Origin of the sequence: Bradyrhizobium sp. CCBAU 45384 (genome assembly GCF_028128665.1) — a bacterium.
Lineage (GTDB): Bacteria > Pseudomonadota > Alphaproteobacteria > Rhizobiales > Xanthobacteraceae > Bradyrhizobium > Bradyrhizobium manausense.
The window spans coordinates 81,856-101,172 of record NZ_LBIZ01000120.1 but is presented as its reverse complement, the minus strand read 5'-3'; the positions used below and the strand labels follow the sequence as shown (position 1 = coordinate 101,172).

19 protein-coding genes are annotated in these 19,317 nt (G+C 62.5%); 7 read left to right on the top strand and 12 right to left on the bottom strand.

Translation table 11 applies throughout. The annotated features are described in order from the left end of the window. Window positions 1-120: 120 nt before the first annotated feature. Together XH80_RS40195 and XH80_RS40190 are read right to left on the bottom strand one after the other, a co-directional pair. On the bottom strand, window positions 121-2,253 hold the full coding sequence (locus XH80_RS40195) for a DEAD/DEAH box helicase (RefSeq protein WP_271603405.1): 2,133 nt from the start codon (window positions 2,251-2,253) through the stop codon (window positions 121-123). After that, on the bottom strand, window positions 2,250-3,848 hold the full coding sequence (locus tag XH80_RS40190; protein ID WP_271603404.1) for a HamA C-terminal domain-containing protein: 1,599 nt from the start codon (window positions 3,846-3,848) through the stop codon (window positions 2,250-2,252). Before XH80_RS40190 ends, XH80_RS40195 begins: the two co-directional genes overlap by 4 nt. A gap of 204 nt (window positions 3,849-4,052) precedes the next feature. Here XH80_RS40190 and XH80_RS40185 point away from each other — a divergent pair, with 204 nt between their 5' ends. Then, entirely contained in the window at window positions 4,053-4,193 is a 141-nt protein-coding gene (locus tag XH80_RS40185) for a hypothetical protein (RefSeq protein ID WP_271603403.1), read from the top strand. Window positions 4,194-4,200: 7 nt separating this feature from the next. Here the strand turns inward: XH80_RS40185 and XH80_RS40180 are convergent, their stop codons facing one another. From XH80_RS40180 to XH80_RS40170, 3 genes are all read right to left on the bottom strand, one after another. After that, the gene (locus tag XH80_RS40180) at window positions 4,201-4,479 is read right to left on the bottom strand and encodes a DUF1488 family protein (RefSeq protein WP_057747459.1); all 279 of its coding nucleotides are present in this window, start codon (window positions 4,477-4,479) and stop codon (window positions 4,201-4,203) included. A 278-nt stretch (window positions 4,480-4,757) separates the two neighbouring features. Next, entirely contained in the window at window positions 4,758-5,054 is a 297-nt protein-coding gene (locus XH80_RS40175) for a hypothetical protein (RefSeq protein ID WP_271603402.1), read from the bottom strand. Next, complete coding sequence (locus tag XH80_RS40170) at window positions 5,047-5,313, bottom strand: hypothetical protein (protein WP_220001287.1); 267 nt, start codon at window positions 5,311-5,313, stop codon at window positions 5,047-5,049. The genes XH80_RS40175 and XH80_RS40170 overlap by 8 nt, the downstream gene beginning before the upstream one ends. Window positions 5,314-5,815: 502 nt before the next feature. Between XH80_RS40170 and XH80_RS40165 the strand changes: the two genes are divergently transcribed. From XH80_RS40165 to ftsZ, 3 genes are all read left to right on the top strand, one after another. Next, the gene (locus XH80_RS40165; RefSeq protein WP_271603401.1) at window positions 5,816-6,163 is read left to right on the top strand and encodes a hypothetical protein; all 348 of its coding nucleotides are present in this window, start codon (window positions 5,816-5,818) and stop codon (window positions 6,161-6,163) included. Window positions 6,164-6,531: 368 nt separating this feature from the next. Then, a complete protein-coding gene (locus XH80_RS40160) occupies window positions 6,532-7,149 on the top strand; it encodes a hypothetical protein (protein ID WP_271603400.1) in 618 nt (205 codons plus the stop codon). Window positions 7,150-7,294: 145 nt separating this feature from the next. Next, on the top strand, window positions 7,295-8,551 hold the full coding sequence (gene ftsZ, locus XH80_RS40155) for a cell division protein FtsZ (RefSeq protein ID WP_271603399.1): 1,257 nt from the start codon (window positions 7,295-7,297) through the stop codon (window positions 8,549-8,551). Window positions 8,552-8,774: 223 nt separating this feature from the next. On the opposite strand, the gene XH80_RS40150 is transcribed toward ftsZ, so the two are convergent. Continuing rightward, window positions 8,775-9,323, bottom strand: coding sequence for a hypothetical protein (locus XH80_RS40150; RefSeq protein ID WP_228749228.1), 549 nt, complete (start codon window positions 9,321-9,323; stop codon window positions 8,775-8,777). A gap of 625 nt (window positions 9,324-9,948) precedes the next feature. Between XH80_RS40150 and XH80_RS40145 the strand changes: the two genes are divergently transcribed. The 3 genes from XH80_RS40145 (at window position 9,949) to XH80_RS40135 (ending at window position 12,341) form a co-directional block, all read left to right on the top strand. Continuing rightward, a complete protein-coding gene (locus tag XH80_RS40145; protein WP_271603398.1) occupies window positions 9,949-10,083 on the top strand; it encodes a hypothetical protein in 135 nt (44 codons plus the stop codon). Between the two features lie 354 nt (window positions 10,084-10,437). Next, window positions 10,438-11,766: a DUF2235 domain-containing protein gene (locus tag XH80_RS40140; protein WP_271603397.1), complete on the top strand. Its 1,329-nt coding sequence runs from the start codon at window positions 10,438-10,440 to the stop codon at window positions 11,764-11,766. 323 nt (window positions 11,767-12,089) lie between these two features. Continuing rightward, window positions 12,090-12,341 carry a PilZ domain-containing protein gene (locus XH80_RS40135; RefSeq protein ID WP_083514210.1) on the top strand — a complete coding sequence of 84 codons (252 nt, stop codon included), beginning with the start codon at window positions 12,090-12,092 and terminating at the stop codon, window positions 12,339-12,341. 48 nt (window positions 12,342-12,389) lie between these two features. On the opposite strand, the gene XH80_RS40130 is transcribed toward XH80_RS40135, so the two are convergent. From XH80_RS40130 to cobS, 6 genes are all read right to left on the bottom strand, one after another. Continuing rightward, on the bottom strand, window positions 12,390-12,800 hold the full coding sequence (locus XH80_RS40130) for a hypothetical protein (protein WP_271603396.1): 411 nt from the start codon (window positions 12,798-12,800) through the stop codon (window positions 12,390-12,392). A gap of 218 nt (window positions 12,801-13,018) precedes the next feature. After that, on the bottom strand, window positions 13,019-14,131 hold the full coding sequence (locus tag XH80_RS40125) for an NADH:flavin oxidoreductase/NADH oxidase (protein ID WP_271603395.1): 1,113 nt from the start codon (window positions 14,129-14,131) through the stop codon (window positions 13,019-13,021). 127 nt (window positions 14,132-14,258) lie between these two features. Next, window positions 14,259-14,966: a hypothetical protein gene (locus XH80_RS40120; protein ID WP_271603394.1), complete on the bottom strand. Its 708-nt coding sequence runs from the start codon at window positions 14,964-14,966 to the stop codon at window positions 14,259-14,261. Window positions 14,967-15,002: 36 nt separating this feature from the next. Further along, window positions 15,003-16,064, bottom strand: a complete 1,062-nt coding sequence (locus XH80_RS40115) for an esterase-like activity of phytase family protein (RefSeq protein WP_271603393.1) — start codon at window positions 16,062-16,064, stop codon at window positions 15,003-15,005. Beyond that, on the bottom strand, window positions 16,061-17,965 hold the full coding sequence (gene cobT / locus XH80_RS40110; RefSeq protein WP_057747448.1) for a cobaltochelatase subunit CobT: 1,905 nt from the start codon (window positions 17,963-17,965) through the stop codon (window positions 16,061-16,063). The genes XH80_RS40115 and cobT overlap by 4 nt, the downstream gene beginning before the upstream one ends. A 162-nt stretch (window positions 17,966-18,127) precedes the next feature. Next, window positions 18,128-19,126: a cobaltochelatase subunit CobS gene (gene cobS / locus XH80_RS40105; RefSeq protein WP_025032652.1), complete on the bottom strand. Its 999-nt coding sequence runs from the start codon at window positions 19,124-19,126 to the stop codon at window positions 18,128-18,130. Window positions 19,127-19,317 lie beyond the last annotated feature (191 nt).

Here is a 19,317-nt window from a genome sequence, read left to right as displayed (position 1 = left end):
GCGGGGGGCTAGGTTGCGTCGCGTGGCGTAGGCTTAGCCGGGTAGAGTTTGCGTTGCGGCCGGATCGAAAGATCCGGCCGTTTTTGTTTTTTGTGGGCTAGTTCCCGCAGAGTCTTCCGTTTAAACCGCGTTCTGAACCGATCCAACGAACGTACGCTCAAAGGCCGAAAGCTTCTCGACCGTCGAGAGATCAAGCGTTCTCAGATCGTCCAAGGTTCGATCGAGATCATATTCATGTAGGTAGGCAGACAGCTTCCTCGCGATCTGCACCGGAATTCCATATTCCTCTAATGCTGCAATCGCAGGCGGAAGGAAAAGATTCTCAGTGGCCTCGGCATAAATGCTGTAGTTCGGTCCAGCCATCTCCAGGCGACTTGCGACCTCTGAAATGATTCTGTCTAGCACCATCAGATCCCGCGGAAATTGAAACGTAATGACATTGCGAATGACCTTTAGAGCCTCATCAATTCTGTCGGATACAACTTGATGAGCTAACGTTCCGCGCGCGATCTCGGCAAGATAGCCAGGAATTCCATCCGCTTGACTTAGCGTGCTCAGATGCCAGGCGAGTTGCCTTCCAGAGCTAATGCCAAGATCGTTTAAGCGCGGACCTGACAATTCATCGACTATGATTTCACAGACGGCGATTAGCTGAAAGTGCTTGGGGAATCCGCTCCAGACCAAGGCAGTGTCTCCGGATTTGAACTTTTGATGAACAATGCCTGCAATCCGATTTTGGATATCTGGCGCCACTGCGCCGTTCTGACGAAGCGTATTGGCCGACAAGAAGCTATTCTTAATTGCATCTTCAACCCTCGATCTTGAGAGATCCGAGAGTTCGTCGTCATCTAACTGAAGAAGAAGAGTTAGGGGCGTTTCTTCGGACTGCTCCCCGAGCGGATACTCGACAACAACATCGTCGTCGACCGGCGGCTTCTCCAGCATGTACACCTTGCCCACGAAGTATGTACCCATTCGCCCCGCGCGACCTTGAATATTCTTATAAGTAAAAAAGTCCAACACGTTCCTATTCCGCCGGCGATCGTACACAATGACGTTCTTCGCCGCCGTATTCACGCCCTCGATGAGGGTCGAGGTGCAGACCAGAAACTTAAGTGAACTATCATTGAACATGCGCACCATATGCTGCTGAAGGGCGCGCGGAATGCCTCCATGGTGAAGACCTATTCCATGTTGCACAGCCGCAACCGCTGCCCACTCTGGATGGTAGTTCTCCGCCATCCAATGCGCAGTACCTACGCACGCTTCAGCGCTACTTGGTTCAACGCTGCGCATGAGTCGCCGGGCAACTTTGACGGCACTACTGGGGCCTTGGCAGTAAATTAAGGTAGAGCCCTCTATCACCTGCGCCAGCTCCGCCAGCTTGTTTGGACGATCGTCTCCACGACTCGGCAGATCGAACTGCACAACATCTACCGCTACAGTTGAATAGTCGGATGGGATGAAATGGAATTCGTACTTGTCTAATCCCTTAATCGATTGGACATTTGGGCCGAGGAGATAAAACTGCGCGCCCGTAGATGCCAATTGATGAAAGGCGAGATTGAGCTCAATCGCCCTTTGCTTGTCATCGTCCCGCCTGAAGTCAAGCTTATAGAACTCATCCACTACGAAGAAATCTATGTTAGACAAATCAATTCGATGCCGAACCCGCTCTTGTGTCAGCACATACACGTTGATCTTGTCAGAACGAGCGACTTGAGTTGGGTGCGTAATTAGGTGACACCGTTCGCGAAACTTAGAAGCTAGCCTCTTTCGAGTTTCGTCAATCAGGGCAAGCGTGGGCAAGACCACGACAATCTTCCTGAACTTGCCAAGGGCAACCATGGCATCGATCAACAAGCTCTTGCCAACGCTGGTCGACGCGCTCAAGACAACGTTCGAGCCCGATCGCAGCTGATAGTAGATACGGGCCTGCAAGCTATGAAATACCGCATCTAGCCCATCAGGGCGGTGCAACTCGTAGGCTAGAAAATCATCATCCTCAACGGCTTCTAGCATCGGCGACAAGTAAGGATAGAGCCCGACGTTACGAACAAGGGACGCTAGAACGCGAGTTTCAAATTCGCCACAAAGATCTCTCCGAGCGAGCGCGCGGATTACGAGATCGCGCCCTTGGTTATGCGTCTCTTTGTTGTTTACGTGGCCCGCGATTTGCCCCAAGACCTTGAACATATCGGCGGATTGAAGGTCCTCTTGGCCAAGTTGGTCCCTTAGTTGCCTGTAGTTCATGCCAAGCCAATTTCCTTTTCAAATTGATCTACGAGCACAGAGAGATCTTCGACTGGAACAAAAATGATATGCACTTGAACTTCCGCCGTTTGCGCCGGGAGACTTGAAACAAGTCTGTCTGCAAACTTTGCGATCTCTGACTTCAACCTCTGCTGATAATCGTCTGAATGACCGACGCCGAGCACTGCACTGTCGTATGCAATCAATACTGGGATACATAGCATCTCAAGTAGCCGGTCGATCGGCGTCCCAGGCCCAAAGGCATCCCATAAGGACCGCGAGGTCAGATGCTGCGGCTCTCGCAATTGGATTATTACCTGCCTCTCCTCCTGAAGGACTTCGGTTGCGAGAGTCTCGCACAAATCATCTGCGATCCGAGCCAAGAGCTCACGCTCGTCTTCACTCTCTAAGAGGTAAGTGCGCCCCAACCAAAGTTGGTCGCCCTGTTGATTCGATACAATGTGCGCGTTTCTTGTTACTCGATCTCCCAAGCAAGAGCGATGAAACAATTTGCAAGCGACAGGCTCGCTCCCGAAATAATGGCGCAAGATCGCGTGGAGTAACGACTCTCCAAGTAATTCCCGAGAATTCAGCGTCCGTTGCGCCCGGATAGTAGCCAGCCCAGCATCAAGCTTCTGCTTAAGATTTAGTTGGTCGATCTCAGCAAGCTCGCTCGCCTTCAATGATAGTTCGGCGAGCCAACTGACTAAATATTGAGACAGCTGCCGCGAGCGCCACACTTTGCGTTCATATTGAGCATCGTAGCCAAGAGCTTGCCGCTTCTCGAGCGGGTATGGAACGTTGTGAACTTCTATGAAAAAGCTAGTGCCACGTATCCTATAGGGCTTCGCGGTCGCTGCCGCTGTCGCGCGAACCTCTGCCAGGCGAGCACTCCACCAATCTAAGATGGTGACGCGCGTAATGACCTTTTGACTCTTGTTTCGTCGCGTCGCCGCAGCGGCGGTTTCGACCAATAGAAGCAGGTCAGAGTAAATCCTCTTCGCTTGAGAGTAGGTGGGATTCGCACCAAACTCTTCCGCGATCCTGCTCAGGAGCTGCAGGTTTTGCGATTCAATTTGCTGTAGTCCGGACCGAACATCCCACAGTGCATTTTGGGCCCAATAAGCGAGATCGTGTCCATTGGATGAAACCGTTTTTGGATACTTCGCCTTCAGCTTCGCAGCCAATACGGAAATTTGACCCGCGGCCGTTCGTCCCTCAAGAGGATCCAGCAACGCGGCCAGCGTTGCATTCACAGATCGTCTCGTAACGATCCTGAAACGAGAGCAAGGTTGATGCTTATCGGCTAGAAGGGATTTTTCGACAAGCGAGGTCGGGCTATCCTTTGTTGCTCGCTCTGTTAGCTCAGTGGACGTCCACTTCTTGTCTCGATCCGTAGTTTTGACCTGGATATACTCGATAATTTCAAGATCATCTTGATGGAGTATCCGAGTGATATCATCGCTCGTCTCGCACTCAACCTGAACAACCCTTCGGTCGCCGATCATATCGAGCACGAACGAGGCCGCTACATGATCTTGATACTTGAATCCGATCCGTGCGGCGACGCCACCAGCGTCCGAAATGTCGTCCACGAATTTATCCTGTACGCGGTCAGAAGGAATGACGAAACAGAATGATTTGCAATCAATCGGTGAATGCGATTCTACGCAAGAACTTAGTGGTGTAATCGAGAAAAATACACCCAGGGACCTAGACTTAGGACCTAAGGAAATTCCGTAGTTTTACGGCATCGCGACGCGGCACACTCAGCACGAAGCTTCAACCTGAGCTACAGCGTGCAGCAAGCAGCCAACACTGCACTGAAGAATTTCGTCATCAGCCGTGAAGACACCGGCAACGAGAGCTCGGAGAACATCTCCAACGTCCTGAGGCTCCATCGCCGCCTGCTCACGACGGACATCAACGAGCAGCAATAGCCCGCCCCTACCCCCGAAAATCAATGCTCCGCAGCACGATGCCCGGCGGGGTGCCTTCGAACTCGCAGGCGCTGTATTTGCTGGCGGCGCGGGTTTCGATGCGGTCGCGGAGGCGGGTGAACTGGGCTTCGCGGTGCTCGGGGCGGGTTTGCGGGCCGCGTTCGAGATCGTCCATGGCGGAGGTGGAGATCGCGCAGGGGATTTCCTTCGCGCCGTCGTGCATGGAGAACTGGATGATGCCGCGGTCCTGCTCGTGGCCGATGAAGCGGCCGCTGGTGAGGGGCATGGGGGACTCCTGTTACGCGGGTTGCTTCCTGAGAACTGAACGCGTTGCTTCGGTGATGGTTCGTTCCCCCTCTCCCGCTTGCGGGGCGCGACGAGCTTCGCTCGCGCTGAGAGGGTTGGGGAGAGGGTGTTTCCACAATGGGACACTCCCCAAGAGGAGAGAGCCCTCACCCGCCGCGCGGGACGATGCTTCGCATCGCCCGGGCGGGACGATGCTTCGCATCGCCCGGGCGCGTCGACCTCTCCCGCAAGCGGGAGAGGTGTACGGCGCGGCCGCCCTCAGTTGTCCCCGCCCAGCCTTGCGAAATCGTCGAGCAGCGCCGTCACCAGGGCGCGGTGGCGGGTGTCCTCCGCTGGGAGGCTGGCGGCGTAGAGGTTGAGGAGGTAGCGCGCTTTCACGGCGGCCTCGGGCCAGGAGACTGATGGCACCGTCATCAGGCGGTGTTCGAGATCAGCCTCGCGCTCGCGCAACTCACGGACATGGTTCTCGACCTCGGCGAGCGAGCGGCGCAGATCGGTGGCCTTCTGCGCGGCCATGCCGCGATGCTTGTCGAGATCGACGGGGTGATCAGTCATTGGCGATGCTCGCATCGGACGCGATCGCGTCGGCAAGATCGGATGCGCGGATCGACAGCATCTCCATGGTGCCGGCTGGACTTTCCGCCGGCACGATGATCGACGTGCCGACGCGGCGCCACGCCGAGACCGTCTCGCTTTCGAGCCTCTCCTCGTCGGCGATCACCTGATAGGCGCCCGGGCGCAGCACGCGCTCGATGCCGTGGATGCGGAACGGATGCTTGAACGTGACGGTTTCCCGCCGCGAACGGATGGTCATGCACGCCTGCCTTGCTGCGAGAGCGGCCCCAAACCGACGCCGGCGAGCGCGAGCATGCGCTTCTTGCACGGCAATAGCCAGCGCTATCGTCGCTGTGCAGTTTCCCCGTGGCGCATCCTTCGAGACGCCCGCCTGCGGCGGGCCCTCAGGATGAGGTCGGAGTGCATGGCAGCAGTTCTAGCGGGCACTGAAGAGACCGCGAGCGGTCGTCTCGAAGGACGAGGCGTGCGCGCAGGTCGCTCAACGAGGTCGCGTTTTAATCCTCGCTATTGGGGTTGCGGAGGCGTAGGCTTGTTTCCATCACCGCATCTTCCGCTACGGCATCGACCGGTGACTGAGGGTCACGTGCGCTCCCGCCGTCAATTCAGTCGCCAGGGCACGCCTTCCGCGTGTCCGCGAGAGGAGCATGCGATGCCGCCTTTTCGCGCCTCGGAATGGATCGTTCCGCCTGTCGTCGTTCCCCTGTTCCTGCTGCTTCTCGTCGGCGCGGCGGCGCTGTTTCATGGCTAGGCCCGTGCGCGTGCCCTATCTGATCTGGGCGACGGGCGAATATGGCAGCGCCAATCACGGCCGCAGCAACGCCACCGTGGCGCTGCGGCTGGCGCAGAAGCTGCTGCGCGACGGCTACATGGACGTGCGCGTCTGCACGCCGCGCGGACGCGTGCTGCAGGCGGATGAACTGGACGAACTCAGACCTGCAAAGGAGCGTGACGCCATGGCCAAGGGACAGCAGCGCGGCAACCGCGAAGCCAAGAAGCCGAAGAAGGACAAGGCCAAGGTGATCGCCGCGGCGCCGAGCCGCAAGGACGCGGCCTGGCAGCCGGATTTCGGGCCGGGGAAGAAGAAGTAACGAGAGATATAGCGTCGGCTGCATCGCGGAGCCCGTCATGTCCGGGCTCGTCCCGGCCACCCACGTTCTTGCGGCGTGGAGACCACAACGTGGATGCCCGGGACGAGCCCGGGCATGACGAGTTTGTGGAGCGATCGCGCGCCCAACTTGCTGCCGGCGCAAGTCCGCCAAGACGCAGTCGCGACAGATGGTGCTCTCCGATCCCCAGGTCGACGCTCCGATCCCCAGGGGCGGCACGGTGACAGCACCGGTAAACAGCACCCGCGCGGGTGTTAACCACGCATTAACCAACGCAGCCTAGCCTGCTGTAATCGTCCAGCCATCATTAGCCCGAAATGCCTTCCCGGTTCGCTCCAGGAGAAGCGCCGATGTCTGTTGCGTTGTTGACGTATGCCGATCTGGGTGCCCGCCTCAATATCTCGCGCGAGGCCGCGCGGTCGCTGGCGAGACGTCGCCGCCTGCCGCGCTCGCGTTCGGATGACGGCAAGGCCCTGGTGAGGGTTGATTTCTCCGAACTGCGGTACACGCCCCGCCCAAGGACGGGTCGCCGGGCCGACCCCATCGGGGACTCCGTCGCGAGGATCGAAGCGTTAGAGCCATTTCCGTTCCGACGGAGTCGGAACGGGGCTCTAAATTTTTATTCTGACGCGTTTTCCTTGCGCGAACCGGTATCCACTTCGCTCGAAAACGCTTCTGAGACCGAGGCCTTCAAGGCGGAGATCGCGCGGCTCGAAGACGTGGCAACCGCCTACAGGCAAGTGTTCGAGCGCGAGCGGGAGCGCGCCGAGCGCCTCGCCGTCGAGCTGCAGCAGGCGAGCGCCGAGGCGACGGCCGCCAATGCGTGGGCGGCACGACTGGAAGACGAAATGACGGCGCTGCGGACCGATCGCCGCGCGGGCGGCTCGCTCATCGGGCACGCCGCGCTTCGCTTGGGACACCTGGCCGCTTCGATCGTGCAAGCAGACCGCATGGCTAGAGCGCGATGAGGTCAGGATGAGTAGTCATCGCGCTCTAGGTTGTTATTTGCGCATGATCTTATTCGGAAAACCGCAGCGCACTTTTCCGAATCATGCGGGTAGCATTTGAGACTTTCTCTAATCCCCGGCTTGCCGGACCAATCGAGAGGGAAAAATGGCTGGCAATATCGATATCCATGAAATGAAGGCCCGCATCGTCGTGTTCGGCGTCGGCGGCGCCGGCGGCAATGCCGTGAACAACATGATCACCGCCGGGCTGCAGGGGGTCGAGTTCGTCGTCGCCAATACCGACGCGCAGGCGCTGGCCATGTCGAAGGCAAGCCGCCTCATCCAGCTCGGCACGAAGGTGACCGCGGGCCTCGGCGCCGGCTCGCAGCCGGAACTGGGACGCGCCGCGGCCGAAGAGGCGATCGATACGATCCGCGATCAATTGACCGGCGCGCACATGGTGTTCGTGACGGCCGGCATGGGCGGTGGCACCGGCACCGGGGCCGCACCCGTCGTCGCGAGGATCGCGCGCGAGCTCGGCATTCTCACCATCGGCGTGGTCACCAAGCCGTTCTACTTCGAGGGCCAGCGCCGCATGCGCTTCGCCGAAGCCGGCATCGAGGAGCTGCTGAAGACGGTCGATACCCTCCTGATCATCCCGAACCAGAACCTGTTCCGGGTCGCCAGCGAGAAGACCACATTCGCCGATGCCTTCGCCCTGGCCGACCAGGTGCTGTATTCGGGCGTCGCCTGCATCAGCGACCTCATCGTCAAGGAAGGCCTGATCAATCTCGATTTTGCCGACGTCCTCTCCGTCATGAAGGAGAAGGGCAAGGCCATGATGGGACGGGGCGAGGCTTCGGGCGAGAAGCGCGTGCTTGCCGCCGCCGTGGCCGCGATCTCCAATCCGTTGATCGAGAATCCCTCGATCAAGCGCGCCAGCGGCCTCATCATCTCCATCACCGGCGGCAAGGATCTCATGCTGTACGAGGTCGACGAAGCCGCCACCCGCATTCGCGACGAGGCCGACCCGGACGCCAACATCATCGTCGGCGCGTCCTTTGACGAAGGCCTCGAAGGCATCGTCCGCGTCTCGGTGGTGGCGACCGGCATAGACAATCTCGACGCGGCGCAGGCGCTGCCGGTGGAAACCGCCCTCGCCCAACTCGCCGGAAAGCTGCGCAATGACGGCCGGCGCATCGCCGATCGCATCGAGCGCAGCGCACCCCTTCCGCAAGGAGAAAGCCCGCCGCTCCGCCCGCAGCCGCATCATCCCGTGGGACCACCAGCAAGGCCGGGCATGGAGTATGCGCGCCAGGCGGCAATTCAGCCGCTGCATCCCCAAGGCCGCGCGCCTGCGCGCAATGCGCCCGACGAGGCCGTTCTCGATATCCCGGCCTTCCTGCGCCGCGCGGCCAATTGAGTGGACGAGGCGGGGTTACCTGCTCGGCGACCAGCGAGCCCAACAACAGCTCGTCATCCCGGGGCGCGACAAAGTCGCGAGCCCGGGATCCATCTGGCCGCAGTAAACGTCGAGAGATGGATTCCGGGTTCGCGCCAAAAGGCGCGCCCCGGAATGACGAGCAAACAATAACTCTCCAGGACCGGACATGGAGCGCTGCGAGCGTGCGCAGCGCAACCCAGGCTCACGCTGCCGTGCTGCGCGGGCTCTCTGCGGTTTCCTTCTTGTCCGCCTCCTTGTCGCGAGACAGCCACGCCGGGAAGCGAAGCAGGCGCTCGTTGGTGTCTTTCGGCAGCTCGACCGGCGGCGCTTCATGGGCCGGACTCGGCAGCTCCGGCACGGCCTGTCCCCCTCGCACCCCATCCGCGCGCTGATCAAGTTCGCGCAACAGGGGATCGAGCACGCTGTCGATCTCGCTCGCCACCGACACCAGGAAACTATTGAGCTCGCGCGCCTCGGGCACGACTGCCGTAGCCTGCTCGATCGCCCTCGAGAGACCGTCGACGACAGGTGCAAATGCGCCGGCGGCTTGCTTGATTCGCGTCTTGATCGCTTCGATCTCGCCCAGGACGCGCTCGCGCTCCCGCCTTTTCTTTTCCTCGATGAGGCGGGCTTCGATTTCGGCGATCTGGGCCGTCAGGGTCGTGGCTTCGGATGCGAGTGCGTCGCGTCTTTCGCGCGCGCGATCGAGATCGCGGCTGAGATGGTCCACGAGGTCATCCTTTCCGAACATGGCTTTGCTCCGTAGGACAGGCGTTTTGCCCTGTAGGACGGCCCTGGCGCGTGCCGCCAGCCTCGCCACCGACTGGATGGCCGGATCGGCCGAAACAGGCATCAACTTCAGTCGCGTCACATGGGCCGGCATGGTGAATCCCCCCATCGCCGACATTAGGCGACCGCATGGTTAACAGGTGGTTAATGTCAACAGCCGAGGCTGCGGAGCCAGGACCCATTACCCCGGTCTACTCTTGTCGAAGCACGCTGTGGCACAACTATCCGCAACAACTCGCTGCGGTGGTTATGGGTCCCGGCTCCCTTGCGCACTAGGCCGGGACGATACTTATTTCCGGGCGCGAGCCGTGGCTACCGCAGGCGCCCGTCGCCCGCTTCAACTATCTCCGCCAAGTCTCGCGAAATCGTCGAACAGTGCGGTCACCGGCGCGCGGTGGCGGGTGTTCTTCGGCCGGGAGTGCGGCATAGAAGTTGAGGGGGTTAGCGCGCTTGCACGCGCGGCGTTTTAGCTCTCGCTATCGGTGCGCTACAGGCGTACCTCTGTTATGCGCCTGCACGTCGCGCGGGATGCACACGTTGCCATCGGTCAAGCCAAGTTCATTCCAAACCTTTTGGAGGAGACGAAAATGGCCAAGGGACAGCAGCGCAGCAATCGTGAAGCCAAGAAGCCGAAGAAGGACAAGGCCAAGGTGATCGCCGCAGCGCCCAGCCGCAAGGAGGCGAACTGGCAGCCGGATTTCGGGCCGGGGAAGAAGAAGTAACGAGAGATATAGCGTCGGCTGCATCGCGGAGCCCGTCATGTCCGGGCTTGTCCCGGCCATCCACGTTCTTGCGCCGTGGAGACCACAACGTGGATGCCCGGGACGAGCCCGGGCATGACGAGTTTGTGGAGCGATCGCGCGCCCAACTCTCACCGTGATTGCGGAAGCACCCCTCACCCCAACCCTCTCAGCGCGAGCGAAGCTCGTCGCGCCCCCGCATCCGCCTTCGCCAAGGCTTCGGCGGACAAGAGCGGGGCGAGGGAGCGCACCGTCTTCGCGGCGCCACTGCCGTCTCCTCGCCGCCGCGCATTTCGGCTATACTCGCCCCGGTAGCATCACCCGGAGGCGCATCCCATGGAGTACGCGGCCAAACCCGAGTCGAAGAACCTCGTCATCTGCTGTGACGGCACCGGCAACGAGATCAGCGAGAACATCTCCAACGTCCTGAAGCTGTATCGCTGCCTGCGCAAGACCGACAAGACGCAGCCGCGGCAGATGGTGTTTTACGATCCCGGGGTCGGCACGGTGACGGAGCCGTCGACCTGGAACAGGTGGAAGGCCAACATCAAGCTGGTGCTGGGGCTCGCCACCGGCTACGGGCTCGATGACAATTTGCTGTCCGCCTATTGCTTCCTGATCGAGCATTATGCGCCCGGCGACCGCATCTATCTGTTCGGCTTTTCGCGCGGCGCCTATACCGTGCGCGTGCTGGCGGGGCTGATCCATAAAGTCGGCCTGATCTCGCCGGAGCAGGCGAACCTCGCAGGCAGTGGCCTTGTCGCCTACAAGCAATATTCCGGGCTGGGGCGCGGCAACGATATCGAGGACCTCAAGGATATCGTGGTCGACGACCAGGGGCCGCTGCCGAAGGACGCATTCGACCTTGCCGCGCAGTTCGCGCGCATCACCTCGACGCGCTGGCCGACCATCCACTTCATCGGCGTGTGGGACACGGTGGCAAGCGTGATCGTGCCGCGGCGCGACGTGTTCTTCCTGGTGTTCACGCTGGAGGAGCTCGCCTTCGTCAGGCGCAATCCGAGCGTCAACATCTTCCGCCAGGCGATCGCGATCGACGAGCGGCGGCGCATGTTCCGCCTCAAGGCGTATGAGGAGCCGCAGGAATATTGGAGCAACCGCTACGTGCCCGACGAGAAAAAGGTGGGGCAGGACATTTTGCAGGTGTGGTTCTCAGGCGTGCATTGCGACGTCGGCGGCGGCTATCCGGAGGCGACGAGCGCGGAATCGAAATACCCGCTGCTCTGGATGATCGAGGAAGCGGAAAAGGCCGGGCTCAACTTCAACAGGCGCACCGTGAACCAGCTCGCCTGGGGCATCCAGCGCAAGAACTCGCCGTTCCAATACGTCTCGCCCGCGTTCACGGGCAAGGCGGGCGTGCTGCACAATTCCATGACGGCACTCTGGCGCGTGCTGGAATATCTGCCGAAGCGCGCGAAATATCGGGAATGGCGGGAGCGGAAGGTGGTGTGGGGCTTCTACATTCCCGACGCCGAGCCGCGCTTCATCCCTGAAGGCGCGCATGTGCATGAGAGCGTGCTGAAACGGATGGACGTCGAGCCGGACTATCGGCCGGTGAATTTGCCGAAGGATTTCGTGACGGTGCCGATGCCGGTGCCGCCGGGGGTGGATCTGGCGGCGGGGGTGGAGGAGGTCGTGACGGGATGATGGAGAGTGACGGGCGCCGGCCTCTCCGCGTCATTGCGAGCGAAGCGACTTGTCCGCCGAAGCCTCGGCGAAGGCGGTCTGGATTGCTTCGTCGCAAGGGCTCCTCGCAATGACGGAGTGTGAGGAGGCAGGCTCGCGAGCCACCCTCTCCCCCAAGGGGCCCGCAAGGGGAGAGGGGAAGAATCCCCACCCCACTACCTCCGCATTCTGCAATCGCCGCTACTTTTCATTAAAATTCTCGCCCTCGCTTTAGCGCGATCGCATCACATCACCGGCATCATGACCGTCGAGACCTCCGCATGAGCGGCGGAGCAGGAGGACACGTGCCACAATTTCCGCGAAGGTTTGCCCGTGTGAAGCCATCAGGCCTGGTGTCGCGCCAGGCCAAGATCATCACCGACCCGCGCGCGCCGGTGATCCCGTGCACGCTGATCGACTATTCGCCCGGCGGGGCCTGCGTCGATCTCGGCGGGCAGGTGAAGATCCCCGATCGGTTCGAGCTGCTGCACGTCAACACCAAGAAGCGCTGCCGGATCGCGTGGAAACGCGGCACGCGGGTGGGCGTGGTGTTTTAATTCGCCAGGACGACGGCGGAATGCTGGGCGAAGCCTGACCCGCTTCCCTCACGCCTTCCGCATCCTGGCCTTCGCGCCCGCGACGATCTGCATGGCGACGCCGCCGATCCAGCCCAGCAGCGCCAGCCAGGTCAGCGCGTCGTGGGGCTCGAGGCGGAGCACGATGACGGCGACGGAGACGAGCGCGGTGAGCGTGGCGCAGAGCGTGCCGGCGGAACTGAGCAGCTCGGCGGCGTCGATGTGGCTGTGGGCGTCGTCGAACGGCAGCTGCGGCGTGTCGATGCCGAGATAGAAGCCGATGGCACCGAGCACCATCATCAGCAGCAGGAAGCCCTGCGTTGTCAGCGCTGATATCGCCGATCCGACATAGGCGCCCACGAACAGCCCGCACGCCGCGCCAGCCATGGCGAGGCCCAATCGCTCGAACACGTGGGCAGTCTTGCGAACACGAAACCGCATGGCGGACCCTCCGTGATGAGGCGCAGAGGTTAGGCCAGTTTGCCGGCCGGTGAAAGCTAAGCGGGGTTACGGATGCGTGAAGTGGGCGCGAGCGAGTCTCTCTCCGTCATGGCCGGGCTTGTCCCGGCCATCCACGCCTTGTCTCGCGGCATCAAGAACGTGGATGCCCGGGACAAGCCCGGGCATGACGACCTGGTGCGAATTGGGCGGCGAACAAGCTACCTCGCCCCGAACGTCGTCCTGCCGAACAGCGCCTTCTGGGTGGAGGGCTGCGAGCGCCAATATTGCGGTGGGGCCTCGACTTCGCCGCCGAGTGCGGCGGCGGCGTGCCAGCCCCAGCGGGGCTCGTAGAGCATGGCGCGGCCGAGCGCGACCATGTCCGCCTTGCCACTCGCGACGATCTCCTCGGCGTGCTTCGCTTCGGTGATCAGGCCGACCGCAATGGTCGGCACGCCGGTCTCGCGCTTGATGGCGTCTGCGAACTGCACCTGATAGCCGGGGCCGAGCGTGATCTTCTGCAGCGGTGAGACGCCGCCGGAGGAGGCATCGATCCAGTCGACGCCGCGCGCCTTCAACGCCTTGGCAAATTCGATGGTCTGGCCCAAGTCCCAGCCGCCCTCGACCCAATCGGTCGACGACACCCGCATGCCCACGGGCTTGTTTTCCGGGAACACGGCGCGCACGGCCTCAAAGATTTCCAGCGGGAAGCGCATGCGGTTCTGCAAGGAGCCGCCATATTCGTCGGTGCGCCTGTTCGAGAGCGGTGACAGGAACTCGTGCATGAGATAGCCGTGCGCGCCGTGCAGCTCGATCGCGTCGATGCCGATGCGCGTCGCGCGCTTCGCTGCGTCGACGAAGGCCTCGCGGATGCGCTTCAGGCCGGCGCTATCTAGCGCGAGCGGCGCGGCCTCGCCCTCCTTGTGCGGGATCGCCGACGGCGCCACCGTCTGCCAGCCGCCTTGCTCGAGCGGAATGAGCTGGCCGCCGTCCCAGGGGCGCGCACTGGAGGCTTTGCGGCCGGCATGGGCGAGCTGCATCGCGATGGCGGTGTGCGAATACTTGCGCACCGAGCTGAGGATCTGCTTCAGCGCGGCCTCGGAGGCGTCGCTGTAGAGGCCGAGACAGCCCGGCGTGATGCGGCCGATCGCCTCGACATGGGTCGCCTCGATGCAGAACATCGCAGCCCCCGACAGCGCCAGGTTGTTGATGTGGGTGAAGTGCCAATCGGTGGGAACGCCGTCCTCGGCCGAATACTGGCACATCGGCGACACCACGACGCGGTTCTCTAGGGTCAGGCCGCGCAACTTGATCGGGGAAAACAGGGCGCTCATGCGAGGGGGATCCGGGACAGCGAGGGATGGAAGCGATTGCATGAAGTCTAGTGGCTGGGCGGCGAATTGCGAGATGCGCGGGCGGCATGGCGGATGGCGGGGCCATGCATTGCGGGAAGCGCGCGCCCTACGGCGAATCCACGAACTTGCCCGGCGTCGGCTTGCCCATGCGGATCTTGCCGTCGGGCAGAAGCTCCCCATCCGCCACCGCGGAGAACTCGATCATCGTGCCGTCACCGTCATACTTCAGCGTCCTGGCGAGAGGGCCGAGCTTGTCGAGCAGCTTGGCGTCATCAGCAACCAGGACCCGGTATTCGGTGAGGTGGAAACGGCGCGGCGCCGCCCAGGTGAAATCAGGGACGGACGAGCGAACCTGGATATCGTTGGCACTATCGACGCTGCGGCCGGTGACGTCACGGAATAGATCAGGGCTATCGAGCAGCTTCGCCCTGGTGCCGTTGATGTCATAGATGTTCAGCGTGACGACGTGGCGCTCGCTGCGGAACGACACCGCGACGATGCGCGAATCCGCCGACCAGGCGGCGTGGAAGGCATCCGGCGCCGAGTCCAGGATGTTGTCGTCCTTGACATTGGGAAGGGTCATCAGCTTGCGATGCGCGGGCTCCGCCATCAATGAGAGGCGGAAATTCTCCGAGCCGGCATCGCCCTCGCCATGCGCGGCAACAGAGAGCTTTCCGTTCGGCGCCTTGCCACCCTGGATGATGGCGTATTCACCCTTGCCGTATTTGTGCTCGGCCGTCGCCAAAGCGGGCGACATGCCCGGCGAGGCGGCGAAGGCGAGGAGCAAAGCGAGGACGGCGCGGCGGTCGGGCATGATGGTGTGTCGGCGCAGGGGCAGCCGACGTTCAACCTACTCCACCAGCGTGAATTGCAGCAGCAGCGTGCGCTGGAGCAGGGAGAAATTGTCGTCCGACACCATGGTCAGCACGGTCTCGCCGTTATCAGTGACGTGGGCGTCGATGCCCTCCATGTTGTCGACCTCGTGGCCGAGATCGGCGCGAAACAGCTCGAAGCCGTCGACCAGCGCCCCCGGTGCAATCGATTTCAGGGGGATCGAACGGATGCGGATGTCGATGCCGGTGAACCAGGAGAATTTGCGCTCGAGGATGAGCAGCTCGCCTGATGGCAGCAGCACGGCGTCGCTGATGTCGAACTTGTCGGTGCGGCGCACGGCGAACTGGCCCGGCGACGGGCCACCGATCAGGAAGGCGACCAGATTGCCGTCGGCATCGAGCCCGCGCTCGGAGAACGCTACAAGCGTGCCGGCGAGCGGCGTGCTCTTGCCTTTCGGCACGAACACCAGCGCTTCGAGCCCCTTGTTGACCGGCAGCTTGCGGATCGCCGATGGCGTCGGGATCACCTCGCCGCGGGCGCGCGTGCCGCCGTGTGCGAAGTCGAAGCGCATGATCTGGTTGACGCGCTCGAGCCCGACATAGACCAGCGAGCCGTCGCGCGCGAGCGACTCGGTGTCGTACCAGAGCCGCTTCTCGGTGATCGGGCGGCCCTCCGCGTTCAGCACCGGCGCGGCCTCGACATCGGCAAGGCCGGCCATCTTGCCGCCGTCATAGCGGATGGCGCCGGTGAACCAGGTGCCTTGATCCGACAGCGCGAGGAAGCGCTCGCCGTTGGCATCGAGGAAGCGGAAGCCCGAGAGGCCGCCGAAGCCGCGATGCGGCGAGGTCAGCACCAGCCCGCTGCGATATTGCAGTGAGCCGAAGCGCACGCGCGAACGATCGCGCGGCTCGAAGAACGGGATCGGCCGCGCATTGACCTCGATGCTGACGGGCTCGTTGACGGCATGCTCGAGCTGCGCCGGCTTGACCTGCGCTTGTGCGAGCCTGGGCAAAGCGAAAGTGGAAAATCCCGCCGCCGCGTGACCAAGAAAGCTGCGGCGGGATTGATCTGTGCTCACGAATGCAGTTTGCGTCGCGGGCGACCGGCCGGTTGCGTGGGCGCGGCGTTGGTCTCGCTGAAGAGTTCGGCGAGCTTCTCGGTGATGGCGCCGCCGAGCTCCTCGGCATCCACGATCGTAACCGCGCGGCGATAGTAGCGCGTCACGTCATGGCCGATGCCGATCGCGATCAGCTCGACCGGCGAGCGGGTCTCGATCTCCTCGATGATGTGGCGCAGATGCCGCTCGAGATAATTGCCGGGATTGACCGACAGCGTGGAATCGTCGACCGGCGCGCCGTCCGAGATCATCATCAGGATCTTGCGCTGCTCGGGGCGGCCGAGCAGGCGCTTGTGCGCCCAGTCCAGCGCCTCGCCGTCGATGTTCTCCTTCAGCAGCCCCTCGCGCATCATCAGGCCGAGATTCTTCCGCGCACGGCGCCAGGGGGCGTCGGCGGATTTGTAGATGATGTGGCGCAGATCGTTGAGGCGGCCGGGATTGGCCGGCTTGCCGGCGGCCAGCCACGCCTCGCGCGATTGCCCGCCCTTCCAGGCGCGCGTGGTGAAGCCGAGGATCTCGACCTTGACGCCGCAACGCTCCAGCGTGCGCGCCAGAATGTCGGCGCAGGTGGCGGCGACCGTGATCGGGCGTCCGCGCATCGAGCCGGAATTGTCGAGCAGCAGCGTGACGACGGTGTCGCGGAACGTCGCCTCCTTCTCGTGCATGAAGGACAGCGGGTGATAGGGATCGGTGACGACGCGCGACAGGCGGGCGGGGTCCAGAATGCCCTCTTCGAGATCGAACTCCCAGGCGCGGTTCTGCTGCGCCATCAACCGGCGCTGCAGGCGGTTGGCGAGGCGGGCAACGATGCCCTGGAGATGCGCAAGCTGCTTGTCGAGATAGGCGCGCAGGCGCTCCAGCTCGTCATGGTCGCAGAGATCCTCGGCGGCGATGACCTCGTCGAATTTCGGCGCGAAGGCGTGATATTCCGGCCCGCGCGGCTCGTTCTTGCCGTGCTGGTTCGGACGCGTCGCCTCGCCCGGCGTCTCGTCGTCGCCGAGCTCGCCGTCGTCGAAGGTATCGGAGGTCGAGGCCTGCGCGCTTTCCATCGCGCTCTCGCTCATCTCCTCTGATGAAGCCTGCGCCTGGTCGGCGCTCATCTCCTGCGCGGCGTCGGAATCGGGCGAGCCTTCCGCGCCGGACTGATCGTTGTCGCCGTCCTGGTTCTCGTCGTTGTCCTCGTCGTCCTCGCTGTCGGCGCTGCGCTCGTCGCCGAGGTCGAGCGCGGTGAGGAGGTCATGCACGGCATCGCCGAACTTGGTCTGGTCCTCGACCACGCCATCGAGCCGGTCGAGCCGCTTGCCGATCTTGTCTTCGAGAATGGGACGCCAGAGATCGACCATCTTCCTGGCGGCCGTGGGCGGCGCCAGACCCGTGAGGCGCTCGCGCACCAGCATCGCCAGCGCATCGGCCAATGGCGCATCGGCGCGGTCGGTGATCTCGTCGAACTTGCCGCGGTGGAAGTGGTCGTCGAGCATCGCGGTGAGATTCCTGGCAACGCCCGCCATGCGGCGCGCACCGATCGCCTCGACTCTCGCCTGCTCGACCGCCTCGAACACGCCGCGCGCCTGCGGATTGCCGGGCATCAACTTGCGATGAACTTTCGGATCGTGACAGGCGATCTTCAGCGCGATCGAGTCCGCGTGGCCGCGCACGATCGCGGCGTCGCGTTTTGTCATTTTGCGCGCCGGCTCGGGCAAGCGGGCTTTGCCCGGCGCGAGGCCCGGGCGTTCGGCCGCGAAGGAGACGTCGAGCTCGGGCGATTTCGCGATCGCCTTCAGGCAGGACGCCACCGAGCGCTTGAACGGCTCGGTCGGGGCTTCCTTGCTGTTGCGGAATTTGGAGTTGGAAGGCGTGCTCATCTCGATCTCACCGTCGTCCCGGCCTGGTGCGCAATTGCGCACGGCGGCCGGGACCCATAACCACCGGCGTTCGTTGGGTCAGGGAAACTATCAGCGTCGCTTCAATCGAGACATCACGCGATATGGGTCCCGGCTTTCGCCGGGACGACATGCCGAGAGAGATCAGGATAGCGCCACGTTCACCGCCGATTCCGGCAGCTCTGCGTTGAAGCAGCGCTGGTAGAACTCGGCGACCAGGGGACGCTCGAGCTCGTCGCACTTGTTGAGGAAGGTGACGCGGAAGGCGAACCCGATATCGCCGAAGATGTCGGAGTTTTCCGCCCAGGTGATCACCGTGCGCGGGCTCATCACCGTCGACAGATCGCCATTGGCGAAGGCGTTGCGGGTGAGATCGGCAAGGCGCACCATCTTGTTGACGATGTCGCGGCCTTCCTGGGTGCGATAATGCTTGGCCTTGGCCAGCACGATCTCGACTTCCTCGTCGTGGCTGAGATAGTTGAGCGTGGTGACGATCGACCAGCGGTCCATCTGGCCCTGGTTGATCTGCTGGGTGCCGTGATAGAGGCCCGAGGTGTCGCCGAGACCGACCGTGTTGGCGGTCGCGAACAGGCGGAACGCCGGATGCGGCTTGATCACCTTGTTCTGGTCCAGGAGCGTCAGGCGGCCGGAGACTTCCAGCACGCGCTGGATCACGAACATCACGTCGGGGCGGCCGGCGTCGTATTCGTCGAACACCAGCGCGACGTTGTTCTGCAGCGCCCAGGGCAGGATGCCGTCACGAAACTCAGTGACCTGCTTGCCGTCGCGGACCACGATCGAGTCCTTGCCGACGAGGTCGATACGGCTGATGTGGCTGTCGAGGTTGACGCGCACGCAGGGCCAGTTCAGCCGGGCAGCGACCTGCTCGATATGGGTGGATTTACCGGTGCCGTGATAACCGGTGACCATCACGCGGCGGTTGCGGGCGAAGCCGGCGAGGATGGCAAGCGTGGTGGCGCGGTCGAAACGGTAGTCGGAATCGACTTCAGGGACGTGAGGATCGACTTCGGAATAGGCCGGCACTTCGAGATCGCTGTCGATCCCGAACACCTGGCGCACCGACACCTTCATGTCGGGCAAACCGGAAACTTCCTCAACTTTGGACAGGGCGGCGGTCGTCATCAATCCTCCGAGGCCCCGGGCGATCCCGAGACCAGTTATTTGCACGTTGGCTGCGGCTGGGTGCGCTTTCGAACCTATCAGAGACAACGTGCCGGCAGAAGCCCGCCCCGCAATCAAAGTTCCGTTGTCTTTTCATTTAGATAGGCAAGGAACGCGATTTTTGGAAGGCTGCCCTGCAAATCTCGCCCAAA

Coding starts and splice junctions, on each gene's coding strand:
- XH80_RS40170 (WP_220001287.1), bottom strand. CDS start 5,313: ATGACCATCCGTTCGCGGCGGGAAACCGTCACGTTCAAGCATCCGTTC.
- cobS (WP_025032652.1), bottom strand. CDS start 19,126: ATGACGACCGCCGCCCTGTCCAAAGTTGAGGAAGTTTCCGGTTTGCCC.
- XH80_RS40145 (WP_271603398.1), top strand. CDS start 9,949: ATGGCCAAGGGACAGCAGCGCAGCAATCGTGAAGCCAAGAAGCCGAAG.
- ftsZ (WP_271603399.1), top strand. CDS start 7,295: ATGGCTGGCAATATCGATATCCATGAAATGAAGGCCCGCATCGTCGTG.
- XH80_RS40120 (WP_271603394.1), bottom strand. CDS start 14,966: ATGCCCGACCGCCGCGCCGTCCTCGCTTTGCTCCTCGCCTTCGCCGCC.
- XH80_RS40150 (WP_228749228.1), bottom strand. CDS start 9,323: ATGTTCGGAAAGGATGACCTCGTGGACCATCTCAGCCGCGATCTCGAT.
- XH80_RS40165 (WP_271603401.1), top strand. CDS start 5,816: ATGGCTAGGCCCGTGCGCGTGCCCTATCTGATCTGGGCGACGGGCGAA.
- XH80_RS40160 (WP_271603400.1), top strand. CDS start 6,532: ATGTCTGTTGCGTTGTTGACGTATGCCGATCTGGGTGCCCGCCTCAAT.
- XH80_RS40125 (WP_271603395.1), bottom strand. CDS start 14,131: ATGAGCGCCCTGTTTTCCCCGATCAAGTTGCGCGGCCTGACCCTAGAG.
- XH80_RS40180 (WP_057747459.1), bottom strand. CDS start 4,479: ATGCCCCTCACCAGCGGCCGCTTCATCGGCCACGAGCAGGACCGCGGC.
- XH80_RS40175 (WP_271603402.1), bottom strand. CDS start 5,054: ATGACTGATCACCCCGTCGATCTCGACAAGCATCGCGGCATGGCCGCG.
- XH80_RS40140 (WP_271603397.1), top strand. CDS start 10,438: ATGGAGTACGCGGCCAAACCCGAGTCGAAGAACCTCGTCATCTGCTGT.
- XH80_RS40130 (WP_271603396.1), bottom strand. CDS start 12,800: ATGCGGTTTCGTGTTCGCAAGACTGCCCACGTGTTCGAGCGATTGGGC.
- cobT (WP_057747448.1), bottom strand. CDS start 17,965: ATGAGCACGCCTTCCAACTCCAAATTCCGCAACAGCAAGGAAGCCCCG.
- XH80_RS40195 (WP_271603405.1), bottom strand. CDS start 2,253: ATGAACTACAGGCAACTAAGGGACCAACTTGGCCAAGAGGACCTTCAA.